This is a genomic window from Thermoflexus hugenholtzii JAD2, assembly GCF_900187885.1.
Classification (GTDB): domain Bacteria; phylum Chloroflexota; class Anaerolineae; order Thermoflexales; family Thermoflexaceae; genus Thermoflexus; species Thermoflexus hugenholtzii.
Window position 1 is genome coordinate 233282 of record NZ_FYEK01000027.1, and the last position, 26291, is coordinate 259572.

The following is a 26291-nucleotide window of genomic DNA, read 5'->3' on the forward strand; positions in this document are numbered from 1 at the left end:
TGGCAAGTCGTCTCCCTTCAACCCGAGGTCCGGCAGCGAGCGCGCTGCGGTTCCATGAGGCGGCGAATCCGGGAACTCTATATAATGAGACTGGAGAAACCCACGCGCTTCGGGCCGGCGGGGCACGGGCTGCGGAGACCGATGCGGGGTGGAATCCGGAGAAGGATCCTCTGCCATAAGGAAGGCTTCCGACGATGATGCGCTTCGATCATTTCACGGAACGGGCTCAGGACGCGGCCGCGCGGGCTTATGAGATCCTGCAGCGCTATGGCCACAACCAGGTGGACACGGAGCATCTCCTCCTGGCCCTACTGGAGCAGCCCGACGGCGTGGTCCCTCAGCTCCTCCAGCGCATGGGGATCAGCGTGGACTGGATGCGGGGGCGGCTGGACGAGGTGCTTCGGGCCAGCCCGCGGGCCTCGATCTACGGTTTCGGGGGGACCGGTCAGGTGTTCATCACGCCCCGCGTGAAGCGCATCCTGGATCTGGCCAACGAGGAGGCGCGCCGTCTGGGTGATGACTATATCTCCACGGAGCATCTGTTCCTGGCCATCGCCACCGAGCGGAACACCCCGGCGGCCCGCATCCTGATGGATGCCGGGGTGACGCGGGATCGGATCTACGAGGCCATCAAGGATCTGCGGGGCGGGGCTCGGGTGACGGACCCGGGGGCGGAGGGCCGTTACCGGATGCTGGAGCGCTACGGGCGGGATCTCACCCGGCTGGCTCGCCAGGGGAAGCTGGACCCGGTGATCAACCGGGAGGCGGAGATCCTGCGGGTGATCCAGGTGCTGTGCCGGCGGACCAAGAACAACCCGGTGCTGATCGGCGAGGCAGGGGTCGGGAAGACGGCCATCGTGGAGGGACTGGCCCAGCGCATCGTGACCAACGACGTCCCGGAGCTGTTGATGGGCAAGCGCATCGTGCAGCTGGACCTGGCGGCCATGGTGGCCGGAGCGCGGTTCCGGGGCGAGTTCGAAGAGCGCCTGAAAGCGGTCATCGAAGAGGTGCAACGGGCCGAGGGGGAGGTCATCCTCTTCATCGATGAGATCCACACGGTGGTGGGCGCGGGGGCGGCCTCGGGGGCCCTGGACGCGGCCTCTATGCTGAAGCCCGCCCTGGCCCGCGGGGAGCTGCGCTGCATCGGCGCCACCACCCTGGACGAATATCGGAAATACATTGAGAAGGATCCCGCTCTGGAACGGCGCTTCGCTCCCATCTTCGTGGAGGAGCCCTCGGTGGAGTCGGCCATCCAGATGCTCCAGGGCCTGCGGGAGCGCTATGAGGCCCACCATCAGGTCCGCATCAGCGACGCCGCCATCGTCGCCGCGGTCCGCCTCTCCCATCGCTACATCCCGGATCGGCGGCTTCCGGACAAGGCCATCGATCTGATCGATGAGGCGGCGGCCCGGTTGCGGGTGGCGTTGAACACCCTGCCGCCCGAGCTCAAGGCCATGAAGGGGGAGATCGAGCGGCTATTGCAGGAGGAGGAGCAGGCCGGGCTGAACCGGGATTACGAGCGGGCGGCCCAGATCCGCATGCGGCGTCTCCGGCTGCAGAAGGAGTTCGAGGCCCGGCGGGCCCAGTGGCAGCGGGAGCGCAACCTGGACGAGGTGGTTTCCGAGGAGGATGTGGCCCAGGTGGTGGCGGCGTGGACCGGCATCCCGGTGGCCCAGGTGATGGAGACGGAGGCGGAGAAGCTGCTTCATATGGAGGAGCGGCTGCGAGAGCGGGTGGTGGGGCAGGATGAGGCCATCGCGGTGGTGGCGGATGCCATCCGGCGGGCCCGGGCCGGCCTGAAGGACCCCCGGCGGCCCATCGGCTCCTTCCTGTTCCTGGGGCCTACCGGGGTGGGGAAGACGGAGCTGGCGAAGGCGCTGGCGGAGTATCTCTTCGGCGACGAGGACGCGCTGGTCCGGCTGGACATGAGCGAATACCGGGAATACCACACCGTCTCCCGCCTCTTCGGCGCGCCGCCCGGGTATGTGGGCTACGAGGAGGGCGGGCAGCTGACGGAGGCGGTGCGTCGCCGGCCTTACCGGGTGATCCTGTTCGATGAGATCGAGAAGGCCCATCCCGATGTCTGGAACGCGTTGCTCCAGATCCTGGACGACGGCCGCCTGACGGACGGCCAGGGCCACACGGTGGATTTCCGCAACACGATCATCATCATGACCTCCAACGTGGGCACCGAACACCTCCGCCGCAGCGCCACCATCGGCTTCCTCCCGGCGACCTCGGAGCGGGAGCGCATGGAGGAGCGGCAGCGGATCGAGCGGGCGCTCCGAGAGACCTTCCGGCCGGAGTTCCTGAACCGGATCGATGAGATCGTGGTCTTCAACCGGCTGACGATGGAGCACGTGATGCAGATCGTGGATATCCAGATGCGCCAGATCCAGGCGCGTCTGGCCGAGCACGGGCTGCAAGTGATCCTCACCGAGGCCGCGCGCCGCTGGCTGGCCGAGGAGGGCTACGATCCGTCCTTCGGCGCCCGTCCCCTGAAACGGGTCCTCCAGAAACAGGTGGAGAGCCCCCTGGCGGTCCGCCTGCTCCGCGGAGAGTTCCGGGCCGGCGATGTGATCGTGGTCGATGTGGGCGAGCAGGGGCTGATCTTCCAGCGTCAGGCTGCGGAGGCAATCCCCCTGATGGAGCGGGTGCCGCAGGCGTGAGGGGAAGCCGGATGCCGTTCCTGATCGATGGGCACAACCTGATCGGGGCTCTGCCGGATTTGGATCTCGACGATCTGGATGATGAGGCGCGCTTGGTGGAGCGGTTGCAGCGGCTGGCCTGGCGGACGGGGCGGCGGATCACGGTGGTGTTCGATCGAGGGGCTCCGGGCGGGATGGCCACGTCCTTCTCCCGGGGTGGGGTGACGGTGCGTTTCGCCCCTGCGGGCGTGAGCGCGGACGAGCTGATAATCCGGCAGATCCGGGCGGAGCGGAACCCTCGCGGGCTGATCGTGGTCTCCTCGGATCGGGCGGTGCAGGAGGCGGCCCGGCGACAGGGCGCTTCCGTGTGGTCCGCGGCCCAATTCCGGGCTTATATGGAGCGGGAGCTGGGTGAGGGGAAGAGGGCGACGGAGGAAGCGGAGGAGAAGCCGGGGGTGAACGAGGCGGAGCTGGAGCAATGGTTGCGGCTGTTTCAAGGGAAGGGAGGTGTCCGCGAATAGGAGCGTGGTGGGTTGCCCTGCGGATCCGGGGGCAAAGGATTCCTGCAACGGGGGAGGTGTCCATGTTCGAGGACATCCGTCAGCAGCTGTCCGAGGTCCCGGAGGGGGAGGTCATCGAGGAGAGCGTGGGGGAGCGTCCTGTCTTCCCCGGCCTGGCGTTCCTGCGCACGCTGACCCCCTCCCAGCGTCTGATCCTGTTCGGGATGCTGCTCCTGGACCTGTTCTTGTTGGGGTTCCTGCTCCTCCTCATCGCCGGCGTGCTTCGTCTGGGATAGGGTCTGCGGGGAGTGCATCCGGTTCTGGATTGTTTTGCCAGAGGATCGATTCGTCTGTTACAATGTAAATATCCAGAGCGCCTGGGTTCGATCCGGGAGCCCCTGTGTCGGTGGAGGGAGTGCTGCGATGGCCGAGATGGTAAAGCTGCTGATGGCCTGGGACATCAAACCCGGCCACGAACAGGAGTATTTCGAGTTCATCGTCCGGGAGTTCGCGCCGGGGATGATGCGCCTGGGGATGGAGCCGACGGACGCCTGGTATACGATGTATGGGGAGGGCCCCCAGATCCTCACCGGCGCCATCGCCCAAGACATGGAAACCCTGCAGCGCATCCTTGCCAGCCCGGAGTGGCAGGAGCTCAAGAAAAAGCTCTTCCGCCACGTCCGGAACTATAAAGAGAAGATCGTCAAGGCCACCGGCCGCTTCCAGGTCATCTGAACGTCCGGATCCTGTCCTCTTCCTCGTAATCCATCGATCCCTTGTCTATGGATCGGGAGATCCGTTTCTGTCTCGCAGGAGCGGTCTTCGTAGATTACTTTTGAAACCGTGCGCGGATAAAGCTGGATTCTCCGAAAGGCGATGAAGGGGAGGAGTAGGCGCAGGCGGCGACGTCAGCGAGGGGGGTCGGGTGCGAGCCCCTGTCGTCCGCAGCGCTGAAGGTCGCCCCGGAGCTGGTCGGGTGAACGCCGGGATCGCCGGCCTGAGCCTGACCCGGGCGCTGCCCGTTACCGCAGCCCGAGGGCAGGGGGATAAGCCCCACCCCCTGAAGCAAGGTGGTACCGCGGGAGGTCCGCCCCCTCTCGTCCTTGTGACGGGAGGGGGCGTTTTTCATTGAGCGCATGGAGGAGGTGACGGATGGCAATGGAGACGATGGCGCTTCCAAAGACTTTCAACCCCCAGGAGATCGAGGAGCCCATCTATCAGTGGTGGGAGCAGCGGGGCTTCTTCACGCCGCGCATCGACCCCGCCCGGCGCCCCTTCGTGATCTCCATGCCGCCCCCCAACGTCACCGGGGAGCTGCACATGGGCCACGCCATGTTCGTGACCCTGGAGGACCTGATGATCCGTTATCACCGCATGAAGGGCGAGCCCACCCTCTGGGTGCCGGGGACGGATCACGCGGGCATCGCCACCCAGGTGATGGTGGAGCGGGAGATCGCGAAGGAGGGGCTCACCCGCCATCAGCTGGGGCGGGAGCGCTTCCTCGAGCGGGTGTGGGCCTGGAAGGAGAAATACGGCGGCACCATCACCCGCCAGCTGCGCCGGCTCGGGGCCTCCTGCGACTGGACCCGGGAGCGGTTCACGATGGATCCGGTCTACTCCCGCGCTGTGCGCGAGGCTTTCGTCCGCCTCTACGAGCGGGGCCTGATCTACCGGGGGGAATACCTGATCAACTGGTGCCCCCGCTGTGAGACCGCCCTCTCCGACCTCGAAGTGGAGCGCGAGGAGGAAGAGGAAGGCCTCCTCTACTATGTTCGTTATCCTTTGATTGGAGAGGGCTGGGAAGGACCGACGGCCCCGTGGGGGAGCGGCCGCTGGGCCGAGGGCGCCCGGGACTTCATCACGGTGGCGACCACCCGGCCGGAGACCCTCCTCGGGGACACCGCCGTGGCTGTGCATCCGGAGGACGCGCGCTACGCCCAACAGGTGGGGCGGACCGCGGTGTTGCCGGCCCTGGGCCGCCGCATCCCTATCCTCGCCGACCCCGCCGTGGACCGGGACTTCGGGACCGGCGCGGTGAAGGTGACGCCGGGGCACGACCCGACGGACTATGAGATCGGGGAGCGGCACGGCCTGCCCCGCGTCAACGTGATGAACCCGGATGCCACCATCAACGAGAACGGCGGCCCCTACGCCGGGATGGACCGCTTCCGGGCGCGGGAGGCCATCGTGGCGGATCTACAAAAGGAGGGACTGCTGGAGAAAATCGAGCCCCACCGCTACGCCCCCGGCCGCTGCCAGCGCTGCGGCACCATCGTGGAGCCCATGCTCTCCCTCCAGTGGTTCGTGAACGTGAAGCCCCTGGCCGAGGAGGCCATTCGGGCAGTGAAGGAAGGTCGCATCCGTATCCTCCCCGAGCGCTTCGAGAGGGATTACTTCCGCTGGCTGGAGCACATCCGCCCGTGGTGTATCAGCCGCCAGCTGTGGTGGGGCCACCGCATCCCGGCCTGGTATTGCGACGACTGCGGACACATCACCGTGGCCCGGGAGGATCCCACCGCCTGCGCCCGCTGCGGAAGCGCGCGCATCCATCAGGATGAGGACGTCCTGGACACCTGGTTCTCCTCCGCTCTCTGGCCCTTTGCCACCCTGGGCTGGCCGGACGACACGGAGGATCTGCGATACTTTTACCCCACTACGGTGATGGAGACCGGCTACGACATCCTGTTCTTCTGGGTGGCCCGCATGGTGATGATGGGCCTGGCCATGACCGGGGAGGTGCCCTTCCGCATCGTTTACCTCCACGGCCTGGTACGGGATGAGAAGGGTGAGAAAATGAGCAAGACGAAGGGCAACGTCATCGATCCCCTGGTGGTCATCCGGGATTACGGGGCGGACGCGTTGCGGTTCACCCTGGCCACCGGCTCCACGCCGGGCAACGATATGCGCCTCTCCCTCCAGCGCGTGGAGGGGAACCGCAACTTCGCCAACAAGCTCTGGAACGCAGCCCGCTTCATCCTGGGGGCGCTCTCCGGGCCCCTGCGCCGCCCGTCCTGGGACGATCCCACGCTCACCCTCCCGGATCGCTGGATCCTCTCCCGTTACCATCGCACCGTGGCGGCGGTCACCCAAGCCCTGGACGCCTTCGACTTCGGGGAGGCCGGACGGCGGATCTATGAGTTCACTTGGGGTGAGTTCTGCGACTGGTATATTGAGATCGCGAAGGAGCCTCTCTACCGGGGATCGGAGGACGACGCGGCCCGGACCCGTGGGATCCTGGTTTACGTGCTGGATGGGATCTTGCGGTTGCTGCATCCCTTCATGCCCTTCATCACGGAGGCGCTGTGGGGCTATCTCAAGCGGGCGGGAGCGGTGGACGATGCGGAAGCCCTAATCGTGGCCGCATGGCCCATCTCCGGCCCGGTGGATGAGCGGGCGGAGGCCGAGATGCAGGCCCTTATCGAGACCGTCCGGACGATCCGGAACGCCCGGGAGGCGCATCGGGTGCCCTCGGAGCGTCGCATCCCGGCCTGGATCGCCGCAAAGGAGGCGCTGCCGGTCCTGGAAGGCCATCGGCATCTCCTGGCCACGCTGGCCCGCGTGGATCCGGACCGGCTGGTCCTGGCGGCGGAGTTCCCGGAACCGCCGCCCGAGGCGGTGATCTACCCAGCGGGCTCCATTCAGATTTACCTGCCGGTGGCTGGGCTGGTGGATCGGGCGGCGGAGCGGGCCCGGCTGGAGCGAGAGCTGGAGGACCTAGAGGCCCGGATCGCGAAGACGGAAGCCCTGCTCGCCTCCGAATTCTCCGTCCGGGCGCCGGCTGCTGTGGTGGAGAAAGAGCGCCGCAAGCTGGAGGAGCTCAAAGCCCGGCGGGAGCAGCTGCGGGCGGAGTGGGAACGCCTGCGGGAGTGAAAAAAGTCGGGGGGCGGAAGCTCCTGTCCGCCCCCCGAGGGCTTCGGCCCCTCAACGGGCCACCTGCACCTTGATCACCCGCGGCCGCACGGCCTCCGCCTTCGGGACCACCAGGTGCAGGACGCCGTTCTCCAGACGGGCGTCGATGTGCTCGGCGTCGATGGGATCGCCGAACTCAATGGTCCGGGCGAAGCGCCCACCGGTCCAGTCCCGGCGCAGAACGGCCACGTTCTTCTCGTTCTCGATCTCCGGCAGGGCCACCTCGCCCCGGATGGTCAGGGAGGAGCCCAGCGCCTGCACCTCCAGGGAATCCGGCCGCACGCCCGGCAGCAGGATGGCCACGTGATAGCGATCCGGCAGCTCATAGATGTTCACCGGCGCCGCCACGCCCAGCGTGGTGAACCCGTCGAAGGGCCGCACGAAGGCCTGGTCGAACAGCCGGTCGATGGCCTCACGCAGGGTCATGAACGCCGCATCGAAGGGATCCCGCAGCATCAGCTCGCGCGCCATAGGCCTCACCTCCTTTCGTGATCGGGTTTCGCTGCACCCCTGTGGGAGTTTCCAGCCCTCATCGTAGGCGGGAGGCCTTAGAGGAGCGTTAGCGCGGGATCAACGTTGCGCAAGCGGTGGGTTAACGTTTCATTAGAGCGGGGGCCGCTCCAGGGCCCCCGCCCCGAAGCCTCAGAGGAGGATCCAGTCCAACCCCAGCTCCGCCAGCTTCTCCCGGGTGGGCATCCCGGTGCGGGGGTCCCAGCCGGCCCGCTCATAGTAGCGGATGAGGGCGGCCTCCCACTCCGCGGCGTCCACGCACAGGCCCTCGCTCTTCCCCCCTTTCAGGGGCTCGAACAGCCGCTTGGGTAGGGTATCCCGATCCCGACCGGCGCCTTCGCGGGCGTTGAAGGCCCGCATCATGTTCAGCCGCCGTTCCCCGACGCGCATCAGCTCCTCCAGGGTGACCTCCCATCCGGTGACCGCGCGCATGAGCGCCACCAGCTCCTCCGGCCCGTAGAGCTGCCAGGAGGGCCCGAAAACGAACTGGCAGAGGTCCGCGGTGTCCAGGAAGCTGTAGAACTTCTGGGTCTCATAGGCGAAGCGGATCTTCTCCTCGTTGAGGGCGCGAGGGGGTTGTGGATCGGTCAGGCCGAGGGCGGCCAGCCGGTCCAGGAACAAGCGGGGGGACTTCGGCATATAGAGGGTATCGTGCTCGCTGGACTGGTGATCCGCACCGAAGGGATTGACGGCGTAGATCAGGGCCAGGGAGCGCTTGAGCTGGGGCATGTGAGCGGGGAGCTCCTGGCCCTTGACCGCCACCACACAGTCCTCCGCGCCACGCCCGAGGCGCTGGGCGGCCCGGGCGGAGCCCTCCGCCAGCAGGTCCCCGATTCCCTCCCGGCGCACGATCATCTCCAGCAGGCGGAGCATCGCCTCCGCGTCCCCGAAGCGCAGGGGGAAGCCCACCTCGGCCTCGGAGAGGATCCCCCGCTCGAAGCACTCCATGGCGAAGGCGATGGTCGCCCCGCATGAGATGGTGTCGACCCCATACTGGGCGCAGATCTGGTGCGCCAGGGCGATGGCCTCCAGATCGCTCACCCCGCAGTAGGAGCCGAAGGTGGAGAGGGTCTCGTATTCCGGCCCGCCGTAGCGGGGCTCCACCTTGCGGCCGTTCCACTCCGTCTCCACCACCCGCTTGCAGCGGACGATACAGGCGTAGCAGGTGTCGCGCTCCTTGAGGATGGTCTCAGCCATCCGCTCACCGGTGATGCGGTCGGCTTCTTCGAAGAAGCCGCTGGTGTAGTTGCGGGTGGGCTGGCCGCCCGCCGCGTTCTGGTAGGCCAGGATGTTGGCGGTGCCGTAGACGCCCAGGTTCTTCACGGCCGGGTTGGCCTCGTAGGCGGCCGGCCCCTGCCGATTCAGGCGCTGAAGGGCCTCCGGATCATAGACGGGCGGGCGCCAGCGGCCCCGGACGGCGATGGCTTTGAGGTTCTTGGAGCCCATCACCGCGCCCAACCCGGTGCGGCCGTGGGCGCGGCTGGCCATGTTGATGATGGCGGCGAAGCGGACGAGGCGTTCGCCGGCCGGTCCGATCTGGGCGATCTCGATCTGATCGTCCCCCAGCTCCTCGTAAAGGATATCCTCCACCTCGCCGGTGGTGCGCCCCCAGAGGTGGGAGGCATCCCGCAGCTCCGCCTCGCCGTCGTGGATCCAGAGGTAAACGGGCCTGGGCGCCCGTCCGTAGAGGACGATGCCGTCGAAGCGGGCGAACTTGAGCTCAGCGGGCCAGAAGCCGCCGGCCTGGGAGTCGCCGATCAGGCCGGTGAGAGGGGATTTGGCGTTGGCCGTGGCCCGGCTCTGGCCGGAGATCGGGACGCCGGTGGTGGCGCTGAGGAAGAAGGTGAGGGTGTTGCGGGGGTCGAAGGGATCGATGCCGGGCGGCGTGTGCTTCAGCACGTAATACAGCCCCATCGCGCTGCCGCCCCAGTAGGTCCGATAGAACGTCTCATCGGGCTCCTCCACCCAGAGGCGCCCTTCCGTGAGATCCACATGGAGGATGCGTCCGGCATATCCGAACATCCGGCCCCTCCCGGAACAGGATGATGGAACATCACTATTTTAGCCGGAGGGAACAGGATTCGAAGGGATATCCCCGCATGGGAGGACACGCGCTCTCCTCCGGGATCATCCTGCCCCCAGGGGATCCATAATCCATCCGTTTCTACCGGAACCGGCGGCGCCATTCTTCTTTGAGGGCGATCTGGGAAGGATCGGGCAGGGTGAGGAAGTCCTCGGCCAGGCGCTGGAACCGAGCGGGGTGCTCCAGCATGGGGAAATGCTCCCCCTCCTCCAGGATCATCAGGCGCGCCGAGGGATCCAGGGCCCCGTTCAGGAAGAGGGGCGGCGGGATCAACGGGTCCCGCCCGCCGTAAAGGAGCAGCAGCGGCCGGTCGATCCGCTGGAGCCACTCGATCAGCTCCTCCCGCCGGCGGATGGCCTCCTCCAGCCCCCACTCGACGGCCTGGGGATCCGCCCGGCCGTGATCCGGATGCACTTCGGCGTGGACCTGAGCCAGGCGCCCCAGCCGCTCCGCCAGCCACGCCCGCGCGTTCGGGGCGGGAAGACGGGGCGGATCCAGGGAGATCGGATAGCCGACCATGAGGATCCGGTCCACGCGGTCAGGGTCCATCAGCGCCAGCCGGACGGCCACCATGGCCCCCAGGGTATGGCCGATGAAGTGGGCCCGGGGGATGCCCATGACCTCCATCCATCCTCGGACGATCTCGGTCTGCTGCTCCAGACGATAGGCGGTCTCCGCCTCCCGGCGAGGCTTGGCCGAATCCCCGAAGCCCAGAAGGTCTAAGGCGTAGGTTCGGAAGCGATGGGAGAGCGTCCGCATGGTGGGCAGCCAGTAGCGCCATGAGCCGGCCCACCCGTGGAGGAAGATCACGGGCTCCCCCCGGCCCAGGGCCTCGTAATGGATCAGGCGCTCTCCTACCGTCGCGATGCTCACGGCCCGCTCCGTCGACTCTAGGATCCCTCAACGAGGGGTTGGCGTCCGGCGATCCAGGATGGCCCGGACCTGCTGGATCAGCTCATCGGGCGCGAAGGGCTTGAGGATATAGGCGTCGGCCCCTGCCTCCATCCCCTGGCGGATCTCCGCCTCCTGGCCCTTGGCGGAGAGAAAGACCACGGGGATGCTCCGCGTCTCCTCTTGAGATTTCAGGAGGCGGCATGCTTCGTAGCCGGTCATCTTCGGCATGCGGACATCCAGGATGATGAGATCCGGGCGGTGCTGACGTGCCAGCTCCACCGCCTCCTCGCCGTTCGTCGCCGAGAGCACCTGGAAGCCTCCGAACTCCAGGGTGAAGATGATGAGCTCCCGGATATCCCGTTCATCTTCCGCGATCAGGATCCTGGCCATCGTCGCATTCCCCTCCGGGTCTCGAGCTTTATTCGCTTTCCGGCTGGGCTGCCAGCAGCCGCCGGATGGCGGCGACGAACTCCTCCAGCGGGAAGGGTTTGAGGAAGAAATCCGCCGCCCCCATGGCCAGCGCCTGCCGGCGCTTGCCTATGGGATCCGTGGCGCTGGCGGTCATGATCACCACCGGGATGTCCGCGGTCTTCGGGTTGGCCTTCAGGCGGGCCAGGGCGTCCAGCCCGCTCAGCCCGGCAGGCTTGAGATCGAGCAGCACGAGATCCGGGTGATGATCCTCGATCCAGGCCAGGGCCTCCTGGGCGTTCCCGAAGGCGATCACTTCGAACCCATGGCCCCGCAGGGTGTCCTGAAGCAGTGTCCGCGTTCCCGCATCGTCGTCCACGATGACGATGCGGGCGTGGCGCCGTGCATACTGGGCGACGACCTCCAACAGCCGGTCCGCGTCCACCGGCTTGCCCAGCACGTCCACGGCCCCCAGGCGAACTCCCCGCTGGCGGTCGGCCAGGACGGAGACGATGATCACCGGGATCTCCGCGGTGGCCGGATCCGCCTTCAGGCGCTCCAGCACGGTGAAGCCGTCCACGTCCGGCAGGTAGATGTCCAGGGTGATCAGCTGAGGGCGCTCCTCCCGGGCCAGGCGGAGGGCGTCCTCGCCCCGGTGGGCGACCAGGGTGCGGTAGCCGGCCCGCTCCAGGTGCTGCACCAGCAGATCGGCGATGTGCCGGTCGTCCTCCACGATGAGGATGGGGGTGGCTCCATCGGTTTGGGCCTGGGGAGCGGGTCGGGTGCCCGGCTCCGGCTCCGGCATGGACACAGCCGGCCGGGCGATGGGCAACGTGAAGTAGAAGGTGGAGCCTTTGCCCATCTCGCTCTCCACGCCGATCTGCCCGCCATGCAACTCCACCAGGGCCTTCACGATGGAGAGGCCCAGGCCGGTCCCCGGCGTCTCCTGGACGCGGGGGTCGTCCACCCGATAGAAGCGCTCAAAGATGCGGGGGAGGGCCTCCGGCGGGATCCCGATGCCGGTGTCCTCGACCTCCACCCGGACCATCTCCCCCTGGGGCCGGGCGCGGATCCGGATCCGCCCTCCCTCCGGCGTGTATTTGTGGGCGTTGCTGACCAGGTTCATCAGGATCTGGATCAGGCGGTCCTTGTCGGCCATCACGGGCGGGAGGGCATCCGGAAGGTCGACCTCCAGCTGCTGACGCTTCTCATCCAATCGGGCTTTGAGGGAAGCCACCACGGCCTCCACAGCGGCCTCCAAGGGGACCGGCCGGAGGTCCAGCTGGAGGCGCCCGCTTTCGATGCGGGAGATGTCCAGCAGATCGTCGACCAACATCTTCAGGCGATCGGCGTTGGCGCGGACGATCTGGAGGAAGCGCCGCTGCATCTCGGAGAGCGGGCCTGCGGACCCCATCAGCAGCAGATCCACGTAGCCCTTGATGGAGGTCATGGGAGTGCGCAGCTCGTGGGAGACGGTGGAGATGAACTCGGCCTTGGCGCGGTCGGCCTCCACCTCAGCCGTGATGTCCCGGAAGACCGATACGATGCCCAGGAACTCGGTGCCCATCATCACCGGGGCGGCGTGGACGGTGATGAAGCGGCCCTCCGGCTCCAGCTCGTGGCGCATGAAGAGGGTGGGGGGCTGGCCACGGGGAGCGGAGAGCCAGCGCTGGAGGGAGCCCATCCATTCCTGCCAGGCCGGGCCGTAGAGGCCGGTGAAGTGACGGATGGGGCGGCCGAGGACCTCCTCCCGGCGCAGGCCCAGGATGCGCTCGGCGGCCGCGTTCATCATGATCACCTCGCCCCGGGCGTCGGCCACCATCACGCCCTCGGCGATGGACTCCAGGATCGCTTGGCGCTTAGAGGCCTCCTCCTGAGCGGCCCGCAGGGTGTTGCCCAGCTGCTCCGCTTGTTGGGTGATCAGCTGGTAGAGGGCCGCGTTGTGGATGGCTTGCGCCATCTGGGCCCCCACGGTCTCCAGCAACTGGATGCGCTCCGGGTGGAAGCGGCCGGGCTGAGGATGGGTCAGCACCAGAACGCCCAGCACATCGAGGCCCAGGACGAGGGGAATGGCCACGGCGGACTGCGGGCGCAGGTTCTGCCAGGCGGGAGGCAGGCGCTCCGGCGAGACCTCCTCCGGGCATTGCGTCCGCCGCTGGCGGATGGCGTCCCGCACCAGCCCGGGGTCCTCCCGAAGGGACCACGAGGCCCCGAGCAGATGGGCGCTCCCCGGACCGACCCCCGCACGCACCTGCAGGCGGCCGGACTCCGGATCCAGCAGGATCGCGGCGGCGGTCTCCCCTTCCTCAGTGAGCAGGGAAAGGGCCTGTCGGAGCGTCGCCTCCAGCTCCAGACTGGCCGTGAGGGCTAAGGTGGCCTGATAGAGCAACTCCAGCTGGCGATGGCGGGCGGAGAGGTCCGTTAGGGCTTTCTCCAGGGCTTCGGTGCGCTCACGAACCAGTTGCTCCAGCTCCTCGCTGAAGCGCCGGGTTTGCTCGTAAAGCCGGGCGTTTTCAAGGGCCACGGCCGCCTGTTCCGCCAGGGTCTGGAGCAGGATCTGCTCTGTCTCATCGAAGGCCCCTCGGTCCGGGTGGGCCACGGCGATCAGCCCGACCGTCCGTCCGGCGGTGCGCATCGGAAGGAGGAGCAGAGAGCGGATCCCCTCCCCTTTGGTTTCCAGGATCTCCGTCAGATCGCGCAGGTAGAGGGCCCGCCCCGAGTGCCACACCTGATCGACCCATGCCGGGTCCAAGAGGTCCTCCGGAGAGGGGCCTGTGGGCGCAGCCTCGGATGGAAAGCGGGCCTGGATCTGGGGGGCTCCGGTCGGTCCGAACCCCAGCACGGCGGCCCAGGCCGCCCGGCTCAGCGTCGCCGCGGCCTGGGCGATGGTCTCCAGAAGGGCACCCGGCTCCAGGCGCGCGGCGATCAGACGGCTGGCTTCGTTGAGGCGGGTGAGCCCCTCGATCCGCGCCGTCAGGCTCTCATACAGACGGGCGTTCTCGATGATGATGCCGGTCTGGCTGGCAAGGAGCTCCAGCATCTCCGCGATCTCGCGGGTCGGCGCCCGCCCGTCCCGGGGCTCACCCACCGAAATGATCCCCAGGAGGTGCCCACCCGTTCCGTAAATCGGCACGAAGAGGAGATCCTCCGGGTGCCAGCGGGTGGGATCCGGCCGTGGCTCCCGCGTCGGCGTAGCGGTCCAGGTGTCCAGCAGGTCGGTGAGGTTCTCGGGTTGCCGCTCGTAGGGGATGTAGTAACAGGTCCCCAGGCGGAACTCCTCCCGCAGGAGCTGCTGCATGTTGCGCCAGGGCTGGGTGATCCGGCGCATCCGCTCGAAAACGGGGAGGGGGAGCCCGGCCTGGGCCACTCGACGCAGAACGGGCGGCTCTCCTTCGATCAGGCTGATGAGCACGCGCTCGAAGCCCAGGGATTCTCGGATGGTGTGGGCGATGGCGTCCAGGGCGTTCTCCAGGGGGCGCTCGGCGCGCAGGGCCTGGCTGACCTCCAGCATCCCGCGCATCAATTCGACGCGCTGGCGGTAGCGCTCGCTCCGCTGGGCTTCTTCCTGCAGGCGCAGCGCGTTGCCGATGGCCACCGCGGCCTGGGCGGCCAGGGCCTCCAGGAAGGCGATCTGCTCCTCCCGGAAGCCGTCCACTTGGCGGCTCTGGAGATCCAGGACGCCCACCACCAGGGTGCCATACCAGATGGGGACGGCGATCTCGGACAGGGTGTCCGGCGTCGCCGGGAGATAGTGAGGATCCTGTCGGACATCCCGCACCAGCAGGACCCGGCCGGTCTGGAAGGCCTGGCCGATCAACCCCTCGCCGGGCCGCTGGCGGTCGAGGCCTCGGGCCTGCAGATGCTCCAGGGTGAGGTGGCGCAGGAGGCGGGGGCGCAGGAGATCATGCTGCGGGTCATGTAGCAGGATCATCCCGTAATCCGCCCCGGTGACCTGCATGGCGGAGTCCAGCACGAGGTTGAGGATGTGATCCAGATCCAGGTTCGCGTTCAGCTCCTGCCAGATGCGGTTGAGGGCCAGCAACTGCTGGATGCGGGCTTCCAGCCGTTCCCGCACCTCCCCATAAAGCCGGGCGTTCTCCACCGCAATGGCCGCATAGTGAGCGATGGCCTGCAGCAGCTCCAGGTCCTCTTCATCAAAGGCGTCCTCTTCCTCGTGCTGCACCGCGATCATGCCGATAACGCGGTCGCCCCGCCGCATGGGCACGCCCATCCAGAGCCGGGCAGGGGACCCAACGGGCTCGATGCCCAGGGCGCGGGCCTGCTCCATCACATCTCCCCGCAGCAGCAAGGGCCGGCCGGTTCGGAGCACATACTCGGTCAGGCCGCGGCCGCCGCGTCGCTTCGGCCGCTCGGTGAGCCGTTCCCCCCGATGCACGTAGAACACGAAGGAGATCTCATCGTTCTCCGGGTCGTAGAGGGCGGCGTAGAAATTCCGCGCGTCCAGGATCCGCCCGAGCTCCTCTTGGATGGTCTCGAACAGAGCGTCCAGGTCCAGGGCCGCGGTGATCCGTTGTCCGATCTCCATCAGCGTCCGCATGCGGGCGGCGCGGCGCTGGACCCGCTCGATCAGCTGGAGGTTATGCAAGGTGGTCCCCAGGATGGCCCCCATAGCCATCCCCAGCCGTTCGTCCTCCCGCGTGAAGCGGCCTTCCAGGCGGTTGATCAGATGGACCTCGCCGATGGGCTGCTCGCGGGCCATCAGGGGGATAGAGAGGACCGATCGGACCCCGAAGCGGGCGATGAGCTCCCGGTAAGGCAGGATCACCCGCCGATCCTCCGGCGCCCGGTTGGAGCGGAAGGGCTGCCCGCTGCGGAACACGCTCTGCGCGAACACGGGGTCGCCCACGGGCAGCCGGAAGCGCAGGTCCTCCGGCGACCACGGTCCGTAGACCCCTGCCGGATGGGGGGCCAGCTCCTGGCGCTTTGGATCGTAAAGCAACACCACCACCCGCTCCACTCGGAACCAGCGGGCGAGCTCGGCGACGGCCGGGCGGAGGAACTCCTCCAGGGAGCGGGAGGCGGCGCTCATGGCAGCGATGCGGAACAGCGTCTCCAGCCCCTCCGCATACTGGCGGGTCGCCTCATAGAGGCGGACATTGTGGATGGCGATGGCGGCCTGGGCGCCGATGGCCTCCAGCAGGCGCAGATGGTCTTCGGTGAACGCGCCCGGCCGATACGCGCTCAGCTCCAGGGTCCCCACCAGCTCCTCGCCCGCCTGCAGGGGGATCCCCAGGAAAGCCCGGAAGGGAAGGACAGCCAGCGGCGCCCGGGGACGGGCTTCGGTGAAGCGCTGGAGATCCTCGATCCGCAGGGGGCGTCGGTGGGCGAACAGCCAACCGGTGAGGCCCTCCTCCAGGCGATGGAGGTCGCTGCCCTGGGCCAGCTGGGCCACGACCTGGGGATCTCCATCCCGGGCTCGGGTGCGCAGGCGCCGCTCCCCCGGCTCCCACAGATGGATCTCCGCCAGGTCGTAGGGGATCACCTGCCGGATCGCGAACAGGATCGCGTCCAGGGTGGATTCCAGATCCAGGGAAGCGCGGAGCAGGCGGGCGATCCCGGTGACCAGGGCCAGTTCGCGGGACTGAGGGATGAGGGAGGAGGAAATAGGAGCCTCTGGGGAGACCTGCAGAACGATGAAGTGACCGGGATGTCCGTCCAGGGAGAGGGGGAGGACGTGGGCATGCACGCGCTGCCCGTTCACGAGGGCGGGTTCCGACGAGCCCCGCAGCCAGCGTTCCAGGATCCCGGAAGGCTGGAGGCGGGTTTCCAGATCCTGTCGGGAGGTCGGCGGAGGATCTCCCAGGTGCGCCCGGGCGGCGGCGTTCAGGAACACCCGACCGCCGCCGGCCTCTACCCACAGGACCGGCTCCGCCCAGCGATCCAGGAAAGAGGCCTCCGCGGCGGCCGCCGCGGGGCGAGGGGATCTTCCTCCCAGGAATCTCCGCAAGCGTGCCCACCCCATCGCCGCTCCCCTCCGGGATTCGGACTCAGGCGTCGGGTTAGCCAGGCAGGAGCATCTCCCGGCGCCGGGCCTCCGCGGCGATCTCCGTCAGCTCCCGGATGTCGTGGAAGACTGAGTCGCCCGCCCGCACGATGCCGATCGCCAGAGACATCAAAGGCACGCGCCGTTCGTTCCCCTCGGAATCCGTGAGCACTAGGTAGCCCCGCTCGCGATCCGGGAAGGCGTAGTGGGTGCCGACGCCTTCCGCGAAGCGCTGGCGCAGGGCCTGGGCGATGGCCTCCGCCCGGTCCGCCCGGGTGATCACCACGAAGTCGTCCCCGCCGACGTGGCCGATGAAATCCTCTGAGGTTCCGAGCTCATCGACCACCTCCCCGATGAGCATGGCCGTCCAGCGCAGCACCTCGTCGGCGGCCACGAATCCGTAGACTTCCCTGAAGGCCTCCAGGCCGTTGATCCCGATGTAGAGCAGCCCCCAGTCGGAGCGGCGCAGGAGCTCCCGCAGCTGGTCCTCGATCAGGCGCCCGCTGGGAAGGCCGGTGACGGGGCTGGTGAGGCTCTCCCGCTCCGCCCGCCGGAGGGCGTTCTGGACCCGCAGGCGCAGCTCCTCGATGTCGAAGGGCTTGGTGATGTAGTCGTCAGCGCCCAGCTCCAGCCCAGCGATGCGGTCGCTGCGCTCGTCCCGTTGGGTGAGGAACAGAATAGGGATGTGGCGAGTGCGCAGGTGGGTGCGCAGGCGGCGGCACACCTCGTAGCCGTCGATGTCTGGGAGGACGATGTCCAGGAGGATCAAGTGGGGGAGCTGTTGCCGCGTTCTCTCCAGCGCCTCCTGGCCCCGCGTGGCCGTCTGGACCTCGTAGTCCAGGGAGGTGAAGTAGGTCTTCAGCAGGTTGGCGATGTCGGGATCATCTTCCACGATCAGGATCCGCCCTTTGCTCATCGCGTCCTCCCTCACGCGCAGAAGCCTCATGGCTCGATCCCCCGCCGGCCTGCGCCAAGCCCCCTCCGAACCCAAGGGATGGGAACAGGCGCTTCCGATATTAAAAAACCGAAATGGAGAGGTCCCTGGATGCCGGCCGGGTTAGTTCTATTTTAACCTCAATGGGCCGCTTCCGGGAACCCGCAGGCTTTGGGGGTCCCCGGGAAGCCCTTCGAAAGGGGATGTGGGATCACAGCAGGCCTAGCCCGAGCCCGAGGGCCAAGCAGAGGAGGGCGGCCAGGCCGAAGCGCCAGGAGACCGCCATCCAGGGGGCGTAGCGGGCGCGTTGCTCGCGGAGGACATCCGGAAGGGGGCGTTGCTCCCGGAGGGCCTGCCACGGGGCGGCCATGTTCCCGCCCATCTCCGCCACCGCCGGGAAGGCGGCGATCAGCATGTAGAGCACGCCGACCCAGAACAGCCCGTCGGAGATCCCCCGGAAGGTGAGCGCTCCCTGCGCCCCGCTGAGGAGCGCCGCCAGCCCCACGGCGAGGATGAGCAGGCCGACGATCTCCAACCCACCTCGATAGAAACGAGTCATCAGTCCTCCTGGTGCTGTCGCTATGCGGGATCGGAGGTCTCCCCGGCGAGATCCCGCCATGCGGGGATCCCGGCCACCCCTTCGGCCGCCCGGATCGCCCGGACGATGGCCTCGGCCACCACCTCTGCCGCGAAGGCGCCGACGATGCTGACGTCGGCCTCTTTCTCGCCAGTGGCCAGGGCGAAGAGGGTGTCGCCATCCACCATGGTATGGGCCGGCCGGATGGCGCGGGCCAGGCCGTTGTGAGCCATCTGGGCCACCTTGTTGGCCTCCTCTTTGGTCAGCGCCGCGTTGGTGGCCACAACCCCGATGACGGTGCTCTCCGGGACCCGTCGGCGGAAGCTCAGGGAGATCTGGCCGGCCAGGGCCTCCAGGACCGCCATGGTGTCGGCGAACCCGGTGCCGTCCGGCCGTCGAGCGCCCGCCAGGATTTTCCCGGTGTGGGGGTCCACCACATCTCCCAGGGCGTTCACCGCCACCAGGGCGCCGATCCGGATGCCCCCGCCGATCTCCAGCGCCGCGGTCCCGATCCCTCCCTTCATCGCATACGCCATGCCCAGGATCTTCCCCACCGTGGCGCCGGTCCCGGCCCCTACGTTCCCCTCCGGCACCGGGCCGTCGGTGGCGGCCTGGCAGGCCGCGTAACCCATCGCGGCGTCCGGGCGGACCCGCGGATCGCCGATGGCCAGGTCATACAGGATGGCGGCCGGAACGATGGGCACGCGCCCGCCGGGGGTTTCAAAGCCCACCCCGCGCTCCTCCAGGTAGCGCATCACCCCGGAGGCGGCCTCCAGGCCGAAGGCGCTGCCGCCGGCCAGCACCACCGCGTGCACTTCCTGGACCAGGTGCATCGGCCGGAGGGCGTCCGTCTCCCGGGTCCCGGGTGCCCCTCCCCGCTGATCCATCCCCGCCACTGCGCCCTTCTCGCAGAGCACCACCGTCACTCCGGTCAGGGCCTCAAGATCCTGGGCGTGGCCCACCCGGATCCCGGGCACGTCCGTGATCCCATGTAGACGCCGGGCCATTTCCTCCCTCCGAATGCGCGCTTACGTCTCTCATCTTAGGGGCAAGACCGGGCGTGGACAAGCCGGGGTTGCCCGCCTCGGAGGATCCGGGTATACCTTGCGTCATCCAACCTCGATCCATGCCGTTCGCTCCCGAAAACGGATGGAGGATCCCTTGCGCAGGCGAGGAGATCGCGAGGCCCGCAGGCCCGGGCGCTCAAGGGGGTTTCTCCTTCTCTTCTTGCTGGTGCTGATCTCATGTCGGGGGGAGGGCGCCCGGCCGTCGTCCGCGCCGCCTGAACCGGAGAGGGCGCTCCCCGGATCCGGAGGCCCCGCCGCGCCGGTTCCCCGGACGCCCACGCCGGATCCCCCGCGTCCGGGGGTCTCGCCCCATCGGGAGCTGTATCTGGTGCAGCCCGGGGATACGCTGAGCGCCATCGCCGCACAATTCCGGACCACCGTCGAAGCGATCCAGGCGCTGAACCCCGGCGTGGACCCCCAGCGGCTGGCGGTGGGCCAGCCCCTCTGGATCCCCCTCGGCGTTCAGGAAAGGGGTCCATCGGAGAAATTGATCCCGGATTCGGAGCTGGTCTACGGGCCGGCGTATCTCCGCTTCTCCGTTGCGGGTGCGATCCGCCACTTCGGGGGGTATCTGAGCCGCTATCAGGAGACGGTGGGCGGGCGAACGCTGACCGGAGCCCAGATCGTAGAGGAGGTGGCGCGGAACCACAGCGTGGGGCCGCGGGTGTTGCTCACCCTGCTGGAGATGCAGAGCGGATGGGTCCGGGGGGAGCCGGCCGATGACCGGGCCCGCTTGTATCCGATGGGATGGGAGCGGCCGGGCGCGGAGGGCCTCTACCGGCAGCTGAACTGGGCCGCGGATCGCCTGAACGACGGCTACTACGGTTTTAAGGGACGCTGGATGTGGACCATCCGGTTCGCCGACGGGCGGCGGGTTCGGGTGGCGGAGGGGGTGAACGCCGGGACGGTGGCGGTGCAGGCCTTCCTGGCCGCCGTGCGGGCCCCGGAGGACTGGGCGCGGGCGGTGGGCCCCCAGGGGTTCCCGGCCGTCTATCGGGCCCTGTTCGGGGATCCGTTCCGGGAGGAGCCTCCCGTGTCCGTTCCTCCAGAGCCAGCGTGGCGGCTGCCGTGGGCGGATGGGGAGATGTGGTATTTCACAGGCGGGCCGCACGGGGGATGGGGGAACGGCGCAGCCTGGGGCGCGCTGGACTTCGCGCCGCCGGATGTGGAGGGCTGCGCCCCCTCCCGTTACTGGGCGCGGGCAGCCGCGGACGGCATCATCGCGCGCACCGGGGAAGGCGTGGTGGTCCTGGACACGGATGGCGATGGCCATGAGGAGACCGGATGGGTGATGGTGTATCTCCACATTGCCGCAGAGGGCCGGATCCCGCCGGGGACTCGCGTTCGGGCCGGGGATCCTCTGGGTCATCCTTCCTGCGAAGGCGGGTTCGCGGACGCCGCGCACGTGCATCTCGCCCGGCGATTGAACGGGGAGTGGGTGCCCATCGCCCCCGGGCAGCCGTTCCGGCTGGGGGGATGGGAGGCGCTTCCCAGCTTCGCCCTTTATGAGGGGGCCCTGGTGCGGGATGGGGAGCGCAAAACCGCCTGCGCCTGCAAGGACGACGCCCGCAACGGCATCCCGGCGCCATAGCCGGATTCCGCCCTTCCTCACTCACTGTGGAACGCTCCGAATCCGGGGCGGCTATAATGGGGGAAGCGGGGAAGGCTCCGCCTTCCCACGCTTGGTGCCGTGGAATCGAACCCAGAGGTCTGGCAGGCCGGAGGGGATGGGATGGGAGAGGGATGGCGCAGGCCGGGCGCGCTGCAGGCCTTCCTGAGGGAACCGGATCCTGAGGCCATGGCGGAGACGCTGGTGGCCTTCGCCAACACCGATGGCGGGGCCCTGCTCATCGGCGTGGATCCGGAAGGGAGAGCGGTGGGGGTGGATCCGCAGGAAGTGGAGGACGCCCTCCGCCGCGCCCTTGCCCAATGCCGGCCTCCGGTGAAGACGCGGTGGGAGCAGGGCGAGGTGGATGGCCGGACCGTGATCATCCTCCACGTCCCCCGCAGTCCGGAGCTCCACAGCCTGGCCGACGGGCGCGTGCTGATCCGTCGGGGCGCGGAGAACCGCCCCCTGGAAGGCCGGGAGATCCAGCAGCTGGCGGCCACCAAAGCCGTCGGCGATTACGAGGCGGAGGTAGTCCCCGGCGCAGGGCGCGAGGACCTGGATGAGGCGATGATCGAGGAATATGTGAGCAAGCGAGAGGCCCGCCAGCGCCGGCGGATCAGCGGAACGGTGGAGGACCTCCTGGTGGAGATCGGGGCGCTGACCCCGGATGGGCGGCCCACGGTGGCTGGGATCCTGCTGTTCGGCAAGCAACCGCAGCGGTTCCTCCCCCAGAGCGGCGTGGTCTTCGTGAAGTTTCCCGGGGTTGGGCTCCAGGGCGAGGGCGGGCTCCCGGGCTATGCCCGACGGGAGGAGATCGGAGGTCCCCTGGCGCGCGTCATCGAGCGGGCCTGGGAAGTCGTCTGGGAGGAGATGCAGCTGGGGGCCGTGGTGCGCGGCCTGGAACGAGAGGAGCGGCCGGAGTATCCGCCCTTTGCGGTGCGGGAGGCCATCGTGAACGCGGTGTGCCATCGGGATTACCGGCTGCGGGGCCGGCGCATCGAGATCCGCAAGTTCGCCGACCGCCTAGAGGTGATCAGCCCGGGCGGGCTGCCGGGTCACATTACCCTGGACAACATCGTGGAGGAGCATTACTCCCGCAACCCGCGCATCGTCTCCGGTCTGTTCTACTGGGGCTACATCGAGGAGCTGGGCCTGGGGATCGATCGGATGATCGAGGAGATGGTCCGGGCGGGCCACCCCCAGCCGAAGTTCCAGGAGACACCCTATTCCTTCACCGTCACCCTCTACAACCGGCAGGAACGTCCCCCGATCCCGGCGGGGGAGCCCCCGATGAACGAACGGCAGCTGAAGGCGCTGCAGTATGTCCGGGAGCACGGGCGCATCACCAACCGGGAATACCAGCAGCTCTGTCCGGGCGTCTCCCCCGAAACCCTGCGCCTGGACCTCGCGGACCTGGTCCGCCGGGGGATCCTGCTCAAGATCGGCGACAAGCGCGGGACCTACTACATCCTGAAGTAGGCTGTGGCGCATCTCGGCGGCGATTTCCCAAAGATTTCCCAAAAGGGGTTTGGGATAACAACATGGTGAACTGGACGCCCGGTTTTCCGGTCCTGAGTGGGGTGCAAATCGGGGTGATCTTGGCCCTGGGGTGGGCGGTCTGGCAAATGGGGCTCCTGGCCCGGATGGCCGGGGGAAGGGAAGAGGGGTTGCCGTGGGAGGCCTGGGTCTATAGCGGGCTGGGGATCCTGTGGCAGGGGCTATGGGCGGTCGCCATCTGGCAGGGGGTTCCCCCTCTTATCCGGTTCACCGCCTGGAACCTCGCGGGCTGGGCGCTCTCCCTCTTGCCGATGGGGCTCCTCCTATGGATCGGATGGTTTCTCGAGCGCCCGCTTCCCCGCTGGGCGATCCTGCTGATGGGTCTGGGGGCGGGGGTCACGCTGATCGCGGCAACCTTGCCCTATCGGCCGGAGACCGGCCCGGCGCTTTCCGCGTGGTGGAACGCCAGGCGCATCCCCGGCGACCTGGTCCTGTGGTCCTGGGGGATCCGGGAGGGGATCTGGGGGATCGGGACGGCCCTGGGGCTGGGATGGCTGGGATGGGCCTACCTTCACATCCCCCGACCTCTCCATCGGAACCGGGTCGCCTATGAGTTTCTGGGGACGGGGCTGGTGGCCCTGGGCGAAGGCCTGGCCTGGACCCCTCGGAGCGACTGGATCGCGCTGGGGTGGGGGGTCCGGGGGATCGGGGTCACGATCCTGGCGCTCCCGATGGGATGGCTGGAGCTGCCCTCCTTGCGGCAGGTCGGGCGATCCCTGCTGGCATGGGGGCTCAGCGCGATCCTGCAGATCGGCCTAATCTTGGGGATCCTGGCGGGGGCAGCAGCTCTGCGGACCTCCTTGCCCGGGGTGGTCCCGGTGGGGCTGGAGTGGGGAGGGATCGCGCTGGCCATCGTCCTGGCGCAATGGTGGATCGGATGGCCGTTGCACAGGTGGCTCCGGCGTCGGCTGTTGCCCGCCGTGGACGAGCCCGCTGCTGCGGTCCGGCGATATGGTCAGACGATCAGCAACCTGCTGGATGTGGAGGCGCTGGCGCAGGCCGCCTTCACGGTGCTGCAGGAGACCTTCGGGCTCCGGCAGGGGGTCCTCCTGCTGTTCGAAGAGCAGCCGGACGCGTCGCTGCAGGCCCGAGTGATCCGGGGCCTGGGGGAAGCGCCGGATGACCCGGGTCGCTTCGCCCCTGATAGCCCAATCCTGCGGGCGTGGCAGGAGGGCCGTTCCCTCACCCAGTATGAGATCGACTTCGGAAAGGCGTTCCAACGGGCAGATCCCGCGGAGCGGCGGTGGCTGCAACGCCTGGGCGTCGAGCTCTTCGTCCCCATCCGCGCGCAGGCGGTGCTCCTGGGGTGTTTGGCCCTGGGGGCTCGCAGCGGGGCAGAGGCCTATAGCTCAGCGGATCGGGATCTGCTGGCCTCCATGGCGGAGCAGACAGCCGCGGTGCTGCAGAACATCCGCCTGGTGGAAGATCTACGGCGCCTGAACGCGCGCATGGCCGAGCTGAACGAGGACCTGGCCCGGGCGGCCCGACGGCTGGAGAAGCTGGATCGGGTCAAGACCCACTTCATCGAGATCGCCTCCCACGAGCTCCGGACCCCCCTCACCCACATCCGGGGGTATGCGGATCTGCTGGCCGAAACCCTGAGCGGGCAGGACGAGCCCAATGGCTCCCTGGAGCGCATCCTGCAGGGCCTCCGCCGTGCCGCCCTGCGCCTGGAGGAGATCATCAGCGCCATGCTGGACGTCTCTCAGATCGACGCGGAGGCCCTCTCTATCTACCCCATCTCCATCCAGATCCCCACGCTGGTCCGCATGGCGGTGGAGCCGCTGGAGGGGGCGATCGCGGAGCGACGGCAGAAGCTAGTCGTGGAGCCGATGGAAGACCTGCCGGTGATCTACGGAGATCTGACCCGGCTGGTGCAGGCCCTGCGTCACGTGGTGCAGAACGCCATCAAGTTCACCCCGGACGGGGGGACGATCACCCTGCGCGCCCGCCGGGTCCCGGCGGAGGAGGCCGGCAGCTCCACGGACTATGTGGAGATCGCAGTGCAGGACACGGGGATCGGCATCGATCCGGAGGATCAAGCCCTGATCTTCGAGAAGTTCTACCGGGTGGGGCCAATTGAGCGGCATTCCACTGGCGCGATCAAGTTCAAGGGCGCGGGCCCCGGGCTGGGGTTGCCCCTGGCGCGGGGGATCATCGAGGCCCACGGAGGGCGGATCTGGGTGGAGAGCCCGGGCTACGACGAGGTTCGCTGCCCGGGGAGCACCTTTTACATCTGGCTGCCGGTGGTCTCGCGCTCCGAGGATTAGACCCGGCTTTTCAGCCAGCCCAGGGCGGCCCCAGCGAGCACCAGATAGGTCGCGTTGACAGGGGTTCGAATCAGGAGAAGGAAGCTGAGGACGCTGATCGCTACCGCAAGGGGGTCCACCAGGGAGGCCGAGGCCAGCTGGATTAGCACGCCGGCCATCAGCCCGAGGGAGGCTCCGTTCACGCCATCCGGGAAGGCTGCCAGGATCGGGGAGCGCCGCATCTGAGGGATCCACGGGCCGGTCAGGGCGACCAAGACGAAGGCGGGGAGGAAGATCCCCAAGGTGGCCAGCAGCGCCCCCGGGATGCCTGCGAGCAGGTAGCCGATGAAGGTGGCCGTCGTGAGCACCGGCCCCGGGGTCACCTGACCAATGGCCACGGCGTCCAGCAGCTGGGGCTCCGTCAGCCACCCCAAGCGGGCGACGAAATCCGCCCGCAGGAAGGCCACCAGCACATAGCCGCTCCCATACAGGGTCGCCCCGATCTTGAGGAAGAGCAGGAACATCCATAGGAGGTGGAACGGGACAGGCGAGGTGGAGAGTGAGGTGAGGGCCAGTCCGGCGGCCCCGATCAGGGGAAGTCCGGGTCGGCGGACCTGCCGGAGGGTGAGCATGGCCAGCCCGGCGCCCAGCAGCAGCAGGAGCTCGTGGACCCCGCGCAGATACAGCGCCCCGACAGCTAGGCTGATGAGGATGACGCGGGGGTCCCGCGCCGTCCGCCGTCCTAGGTCGATGATCGCCTGAGCGATCAGGGCCAGGACCACTGGCTTGACCCCGTAAAGGATGCCGGCGAGGTCCGGCGTAGCTCGGAAGTGGACATAGAGGGCGGCCAAGGCCATCACCATCAGCATGGCCGGGGTGATGAAAGCAGCCCCTGCGGCGACGAGGCCCGGCCAGCCGGCCCGGACGAACCCCAGGTGGATGGCCATCTCGGTGGAGTTCGGGCCAGGGATGAGATAGGTGGCGCTGAGAAGGTCGAGGAACTGGGCTTCCGTGACCCATCGCCGGCGACGGACCAGCTCGTGATGCATGAGGGCGATGTGGGCCGCGGGGCCTCCGAAGGCGGTGCAGCCCAGCCGGAGGGAGAAGGCCAGCACTTCCTCCACCCGGCCCGGGTAGGCCTTTCCTAAGGCCTGGGGAGCAGAGGGGCTCTGTTTGATGGCCTGCTCGTCCGAGGGGTCTGGGATCATTTTCGAGGGCTCCGGCGTGCTCTGCACAGCGTTGAATTACGTTCAGTATATCACAGGGTGACTGGAAAGCCCTTGGGGATGCGCACCGCCCTGGCCTTCCTGTGGGGCTTTTGTTATAATTGGATGTGATCTGC

At 68.2% G+C, this 26291-nt stretch carries 17 protein-coding genes; 8 read left to right on the forward strand and 9 right to left on the reverse strand.

Going from position 1 to position 26291, the window contains the following annotated elements:
* The first annotated feature begins 197 nt into the window (after positions 1-197).
* From CFB18_RS07300 to CFB18_RS07320, 5 genes are all read left to right on the forward strand, one after another.
* Positions 198-2669 (forward strand): ATP-dependent Clp protease ATP-binding subunit, encoded by a 2472-nt coding sequence (locus tag CFB18_RS07300; protein ID WP_088571257.1) that lies wholly within the window; start codon positions 198-200, stop codon positions 2667-2669.
* Positions 2670-2680: 11 nt separating this feature from the next.
* Positions 2681-3169 (forward strand): NYN domain-containing protein, encoded by a 489-nt coding sequence (locus CFB18_RS07305; RefSeq protein WP_088571142.1) that lies wholly within the window; start codon positions 2681-2683, stop codon positions 3167-3169.
* Between the two features lie 62 nt (positions 3170-3231).
* Complete coding sequence (locus CFB18_RS07310; RefSeq protein ID WP_088571143.1) at positions 3232-3444, forward strand: hypothetical protein; 213 nt, start codon at positions 3232-3234, stop codon at positions 3442-3444.
* A gap of 127 nt (positions 3445-3571) precedes the next feature.
* The gene (locus CFB18_RS07315) at positions 3572-3883 is read left to right on the forward strand and encodes an NIPSNAP family protein (protein WP_088571144.1); all 312 of its coding nucleotides are present in this window, start codon (positions 3572-3574) and stop codon (positions 3881-3883) included.
* Between the two features lie 417 nt (positions 3884-4300).
* Positions 4301-7018 carry a valine--tRNA ligase gene (locus CFB18_RS07320; RefSeq protein ID WP_200808122.1) on the forward strand — a complete coding sequence of 906 codons (2718 nt, stop codon included), beginning with the start codon at positions 4301-4303 and terminating at the stop codon, positions 7016-7018.
* Positions 7019-7069: 51 nt separating this feature from the next.
* On the opposite strand, the gene CFB18_RS07325 is transcribed toward CFB18_RS07320, so the two are convergent.
* From CFB18_RS07325 to CFB18_RS07360, 8 genes are all read right to left on the reverse strand, one after another.
* Positions 7070-7528, reverse strand: a complete 459-nt coding sequence (locus CFB18_RS07325; RefSeq protein WP_088571145.1) for an Hsp20/alpha crystallin family protein — start codon at positions 7526-7528, stop codon at positions 7070-7072.
* Between the two features lie 171 nt (positions 7529-7699).
* Entirely contained in the window at positions 7700-9589 is a 1890-nt protein-coding gene (locus CFB18_RS07330) for an aldehyde ferredoxin oxidoreductase family protein (protein WP_088571146.1), read from the reverse strand.
* 142 nt (positions 9590-9731) lie between these two features.
* On the reverse strand, positions 9732-10523 hold the full coding sequence (locus CFB18_RS07335; RefSeq protein ID WP_159461625.1) for an alpha/beta fold hydrolase: 792 nt from the start codon (positions 10521-10523) through the stop codon (positions 9732-9734).
* A 27-nt stretch (positions 10524-10550) separates the two neighbouring features.
* On the reverse strand, positions 10551-10934 hold the full coding sequence (locus tag CFB18_RS07340; RefSeq protein ID WP_088571148.1) for a response regulator transcription factor: 384 nt from the start codon (positions 10932-10934) through the stop codon (positions 10551-10553).
* 28 nt (positions 10935-10962) lie between these two features.
* On the reverse strand, positions 10963-16935 hold the full coding sequence (locus CFB18_RS07345) for a GAF domain-containing protein (RefSeq protein WP_088571149.1): 5973 nt from the start codon (positions 16933-16935) through the stop codon (positions 10963-10965).
* A 37-nt stretch (positions 16936-16972) separates the two neighbouring features.
* Positions 16973-17872, reverse strand: a complete 900-nt coding sequence (locus CFB18_RS07350) for a GGDEF domain-containing response regulator (RefSeq protein WP_088571150.1) — start codon at positions 17870-17872, stop codon at positions 16973-16975.
* 229 nt (positions 17873-18101) lie between these two features.
* Positions 18102-18449: a hypothetical protein gene (locus CFB18_RS07355; RefSeq protein WP_088571151.1), complete on the reverse strand. Its 348-nt coding sequence runs from the start codon at positions 18447-18449 to the stop codon at positions 18102-18104.
* A gap of 20 nt (positions 18450-18469) precedes the next feature.
* Positions 18470-19474, reverse strand: a complete 1005-nt coding sequence (locus CFB18_RS07360; protein ID WP_088571152.1) for a P1 family peptidase — start codon at positions 19472-19474, stop codon at positions 18470-18472.
* A 154-nt stretch (positions 19475-19628) separates the two neighbouring features.
* Here CFB18_RS07360 and CFB18_RS15605 point away from each other — a divergent pair, with 154 nt between their 5' ends.
* The 3 genes from CFB18_RS15605 to CFB18_RS07375 all read left to right on the forward strand — a co-directional run bounded on the left by CFB18_RS15605 (position 19629) and on the right by CFB18_RS07375 (position 24970).
* The gene (locus CFB18_RS15605; RefSeq protein WP_200808123.1) at positions 19629-21125 is read left to right on the forward strand and encodes a LasA N-terminal domain-containing protein; all 1497 of its coding nucleotides are present in this window, start codon (positions 19629-19631) and stop codon (positions 21123-21125) included.
* A gap of 141 nt (positions 21126-21266) precedes the next feature.
* Positions 21267-22622 carry an ATP-binding protein gene (locus tag CFB18_RS16275; protein ID WP_088571153.1) on the forward strand — a complete coding sequence of 452 codons (1356 nt, stop codon included), beginning with the start codon at positions 21267-21269 and terminating at the stop codon, positions 22620-22622.
* Between the two features lie 62 nt (positions 22623-22684).
* Entirely contained in the window at positions 22685-24970 is a 2286-nt protein-coding gene (locus CFB18_RS07375; protein WP_088571154.1) for a sensor histidine kinase, read from the forward strand.
* Here the strand turns inward: CFB18_RS07375 and chrA are convergent.
* Positions 24967-26157, reverse strand: coding sequence for a chromate efflux transporter (gene chrA / locus CFB18_RS07380; protein ID WP_088571155.1), 1191 nt, complete (start codon positions 26155-26157; stop codon positions 24967-24969). The genes CFB18_RS07375 and chrA overlap by 4 nt on opposite strands.
* Positions 26158-26291 lie beyond the last annotated feature (134 nt).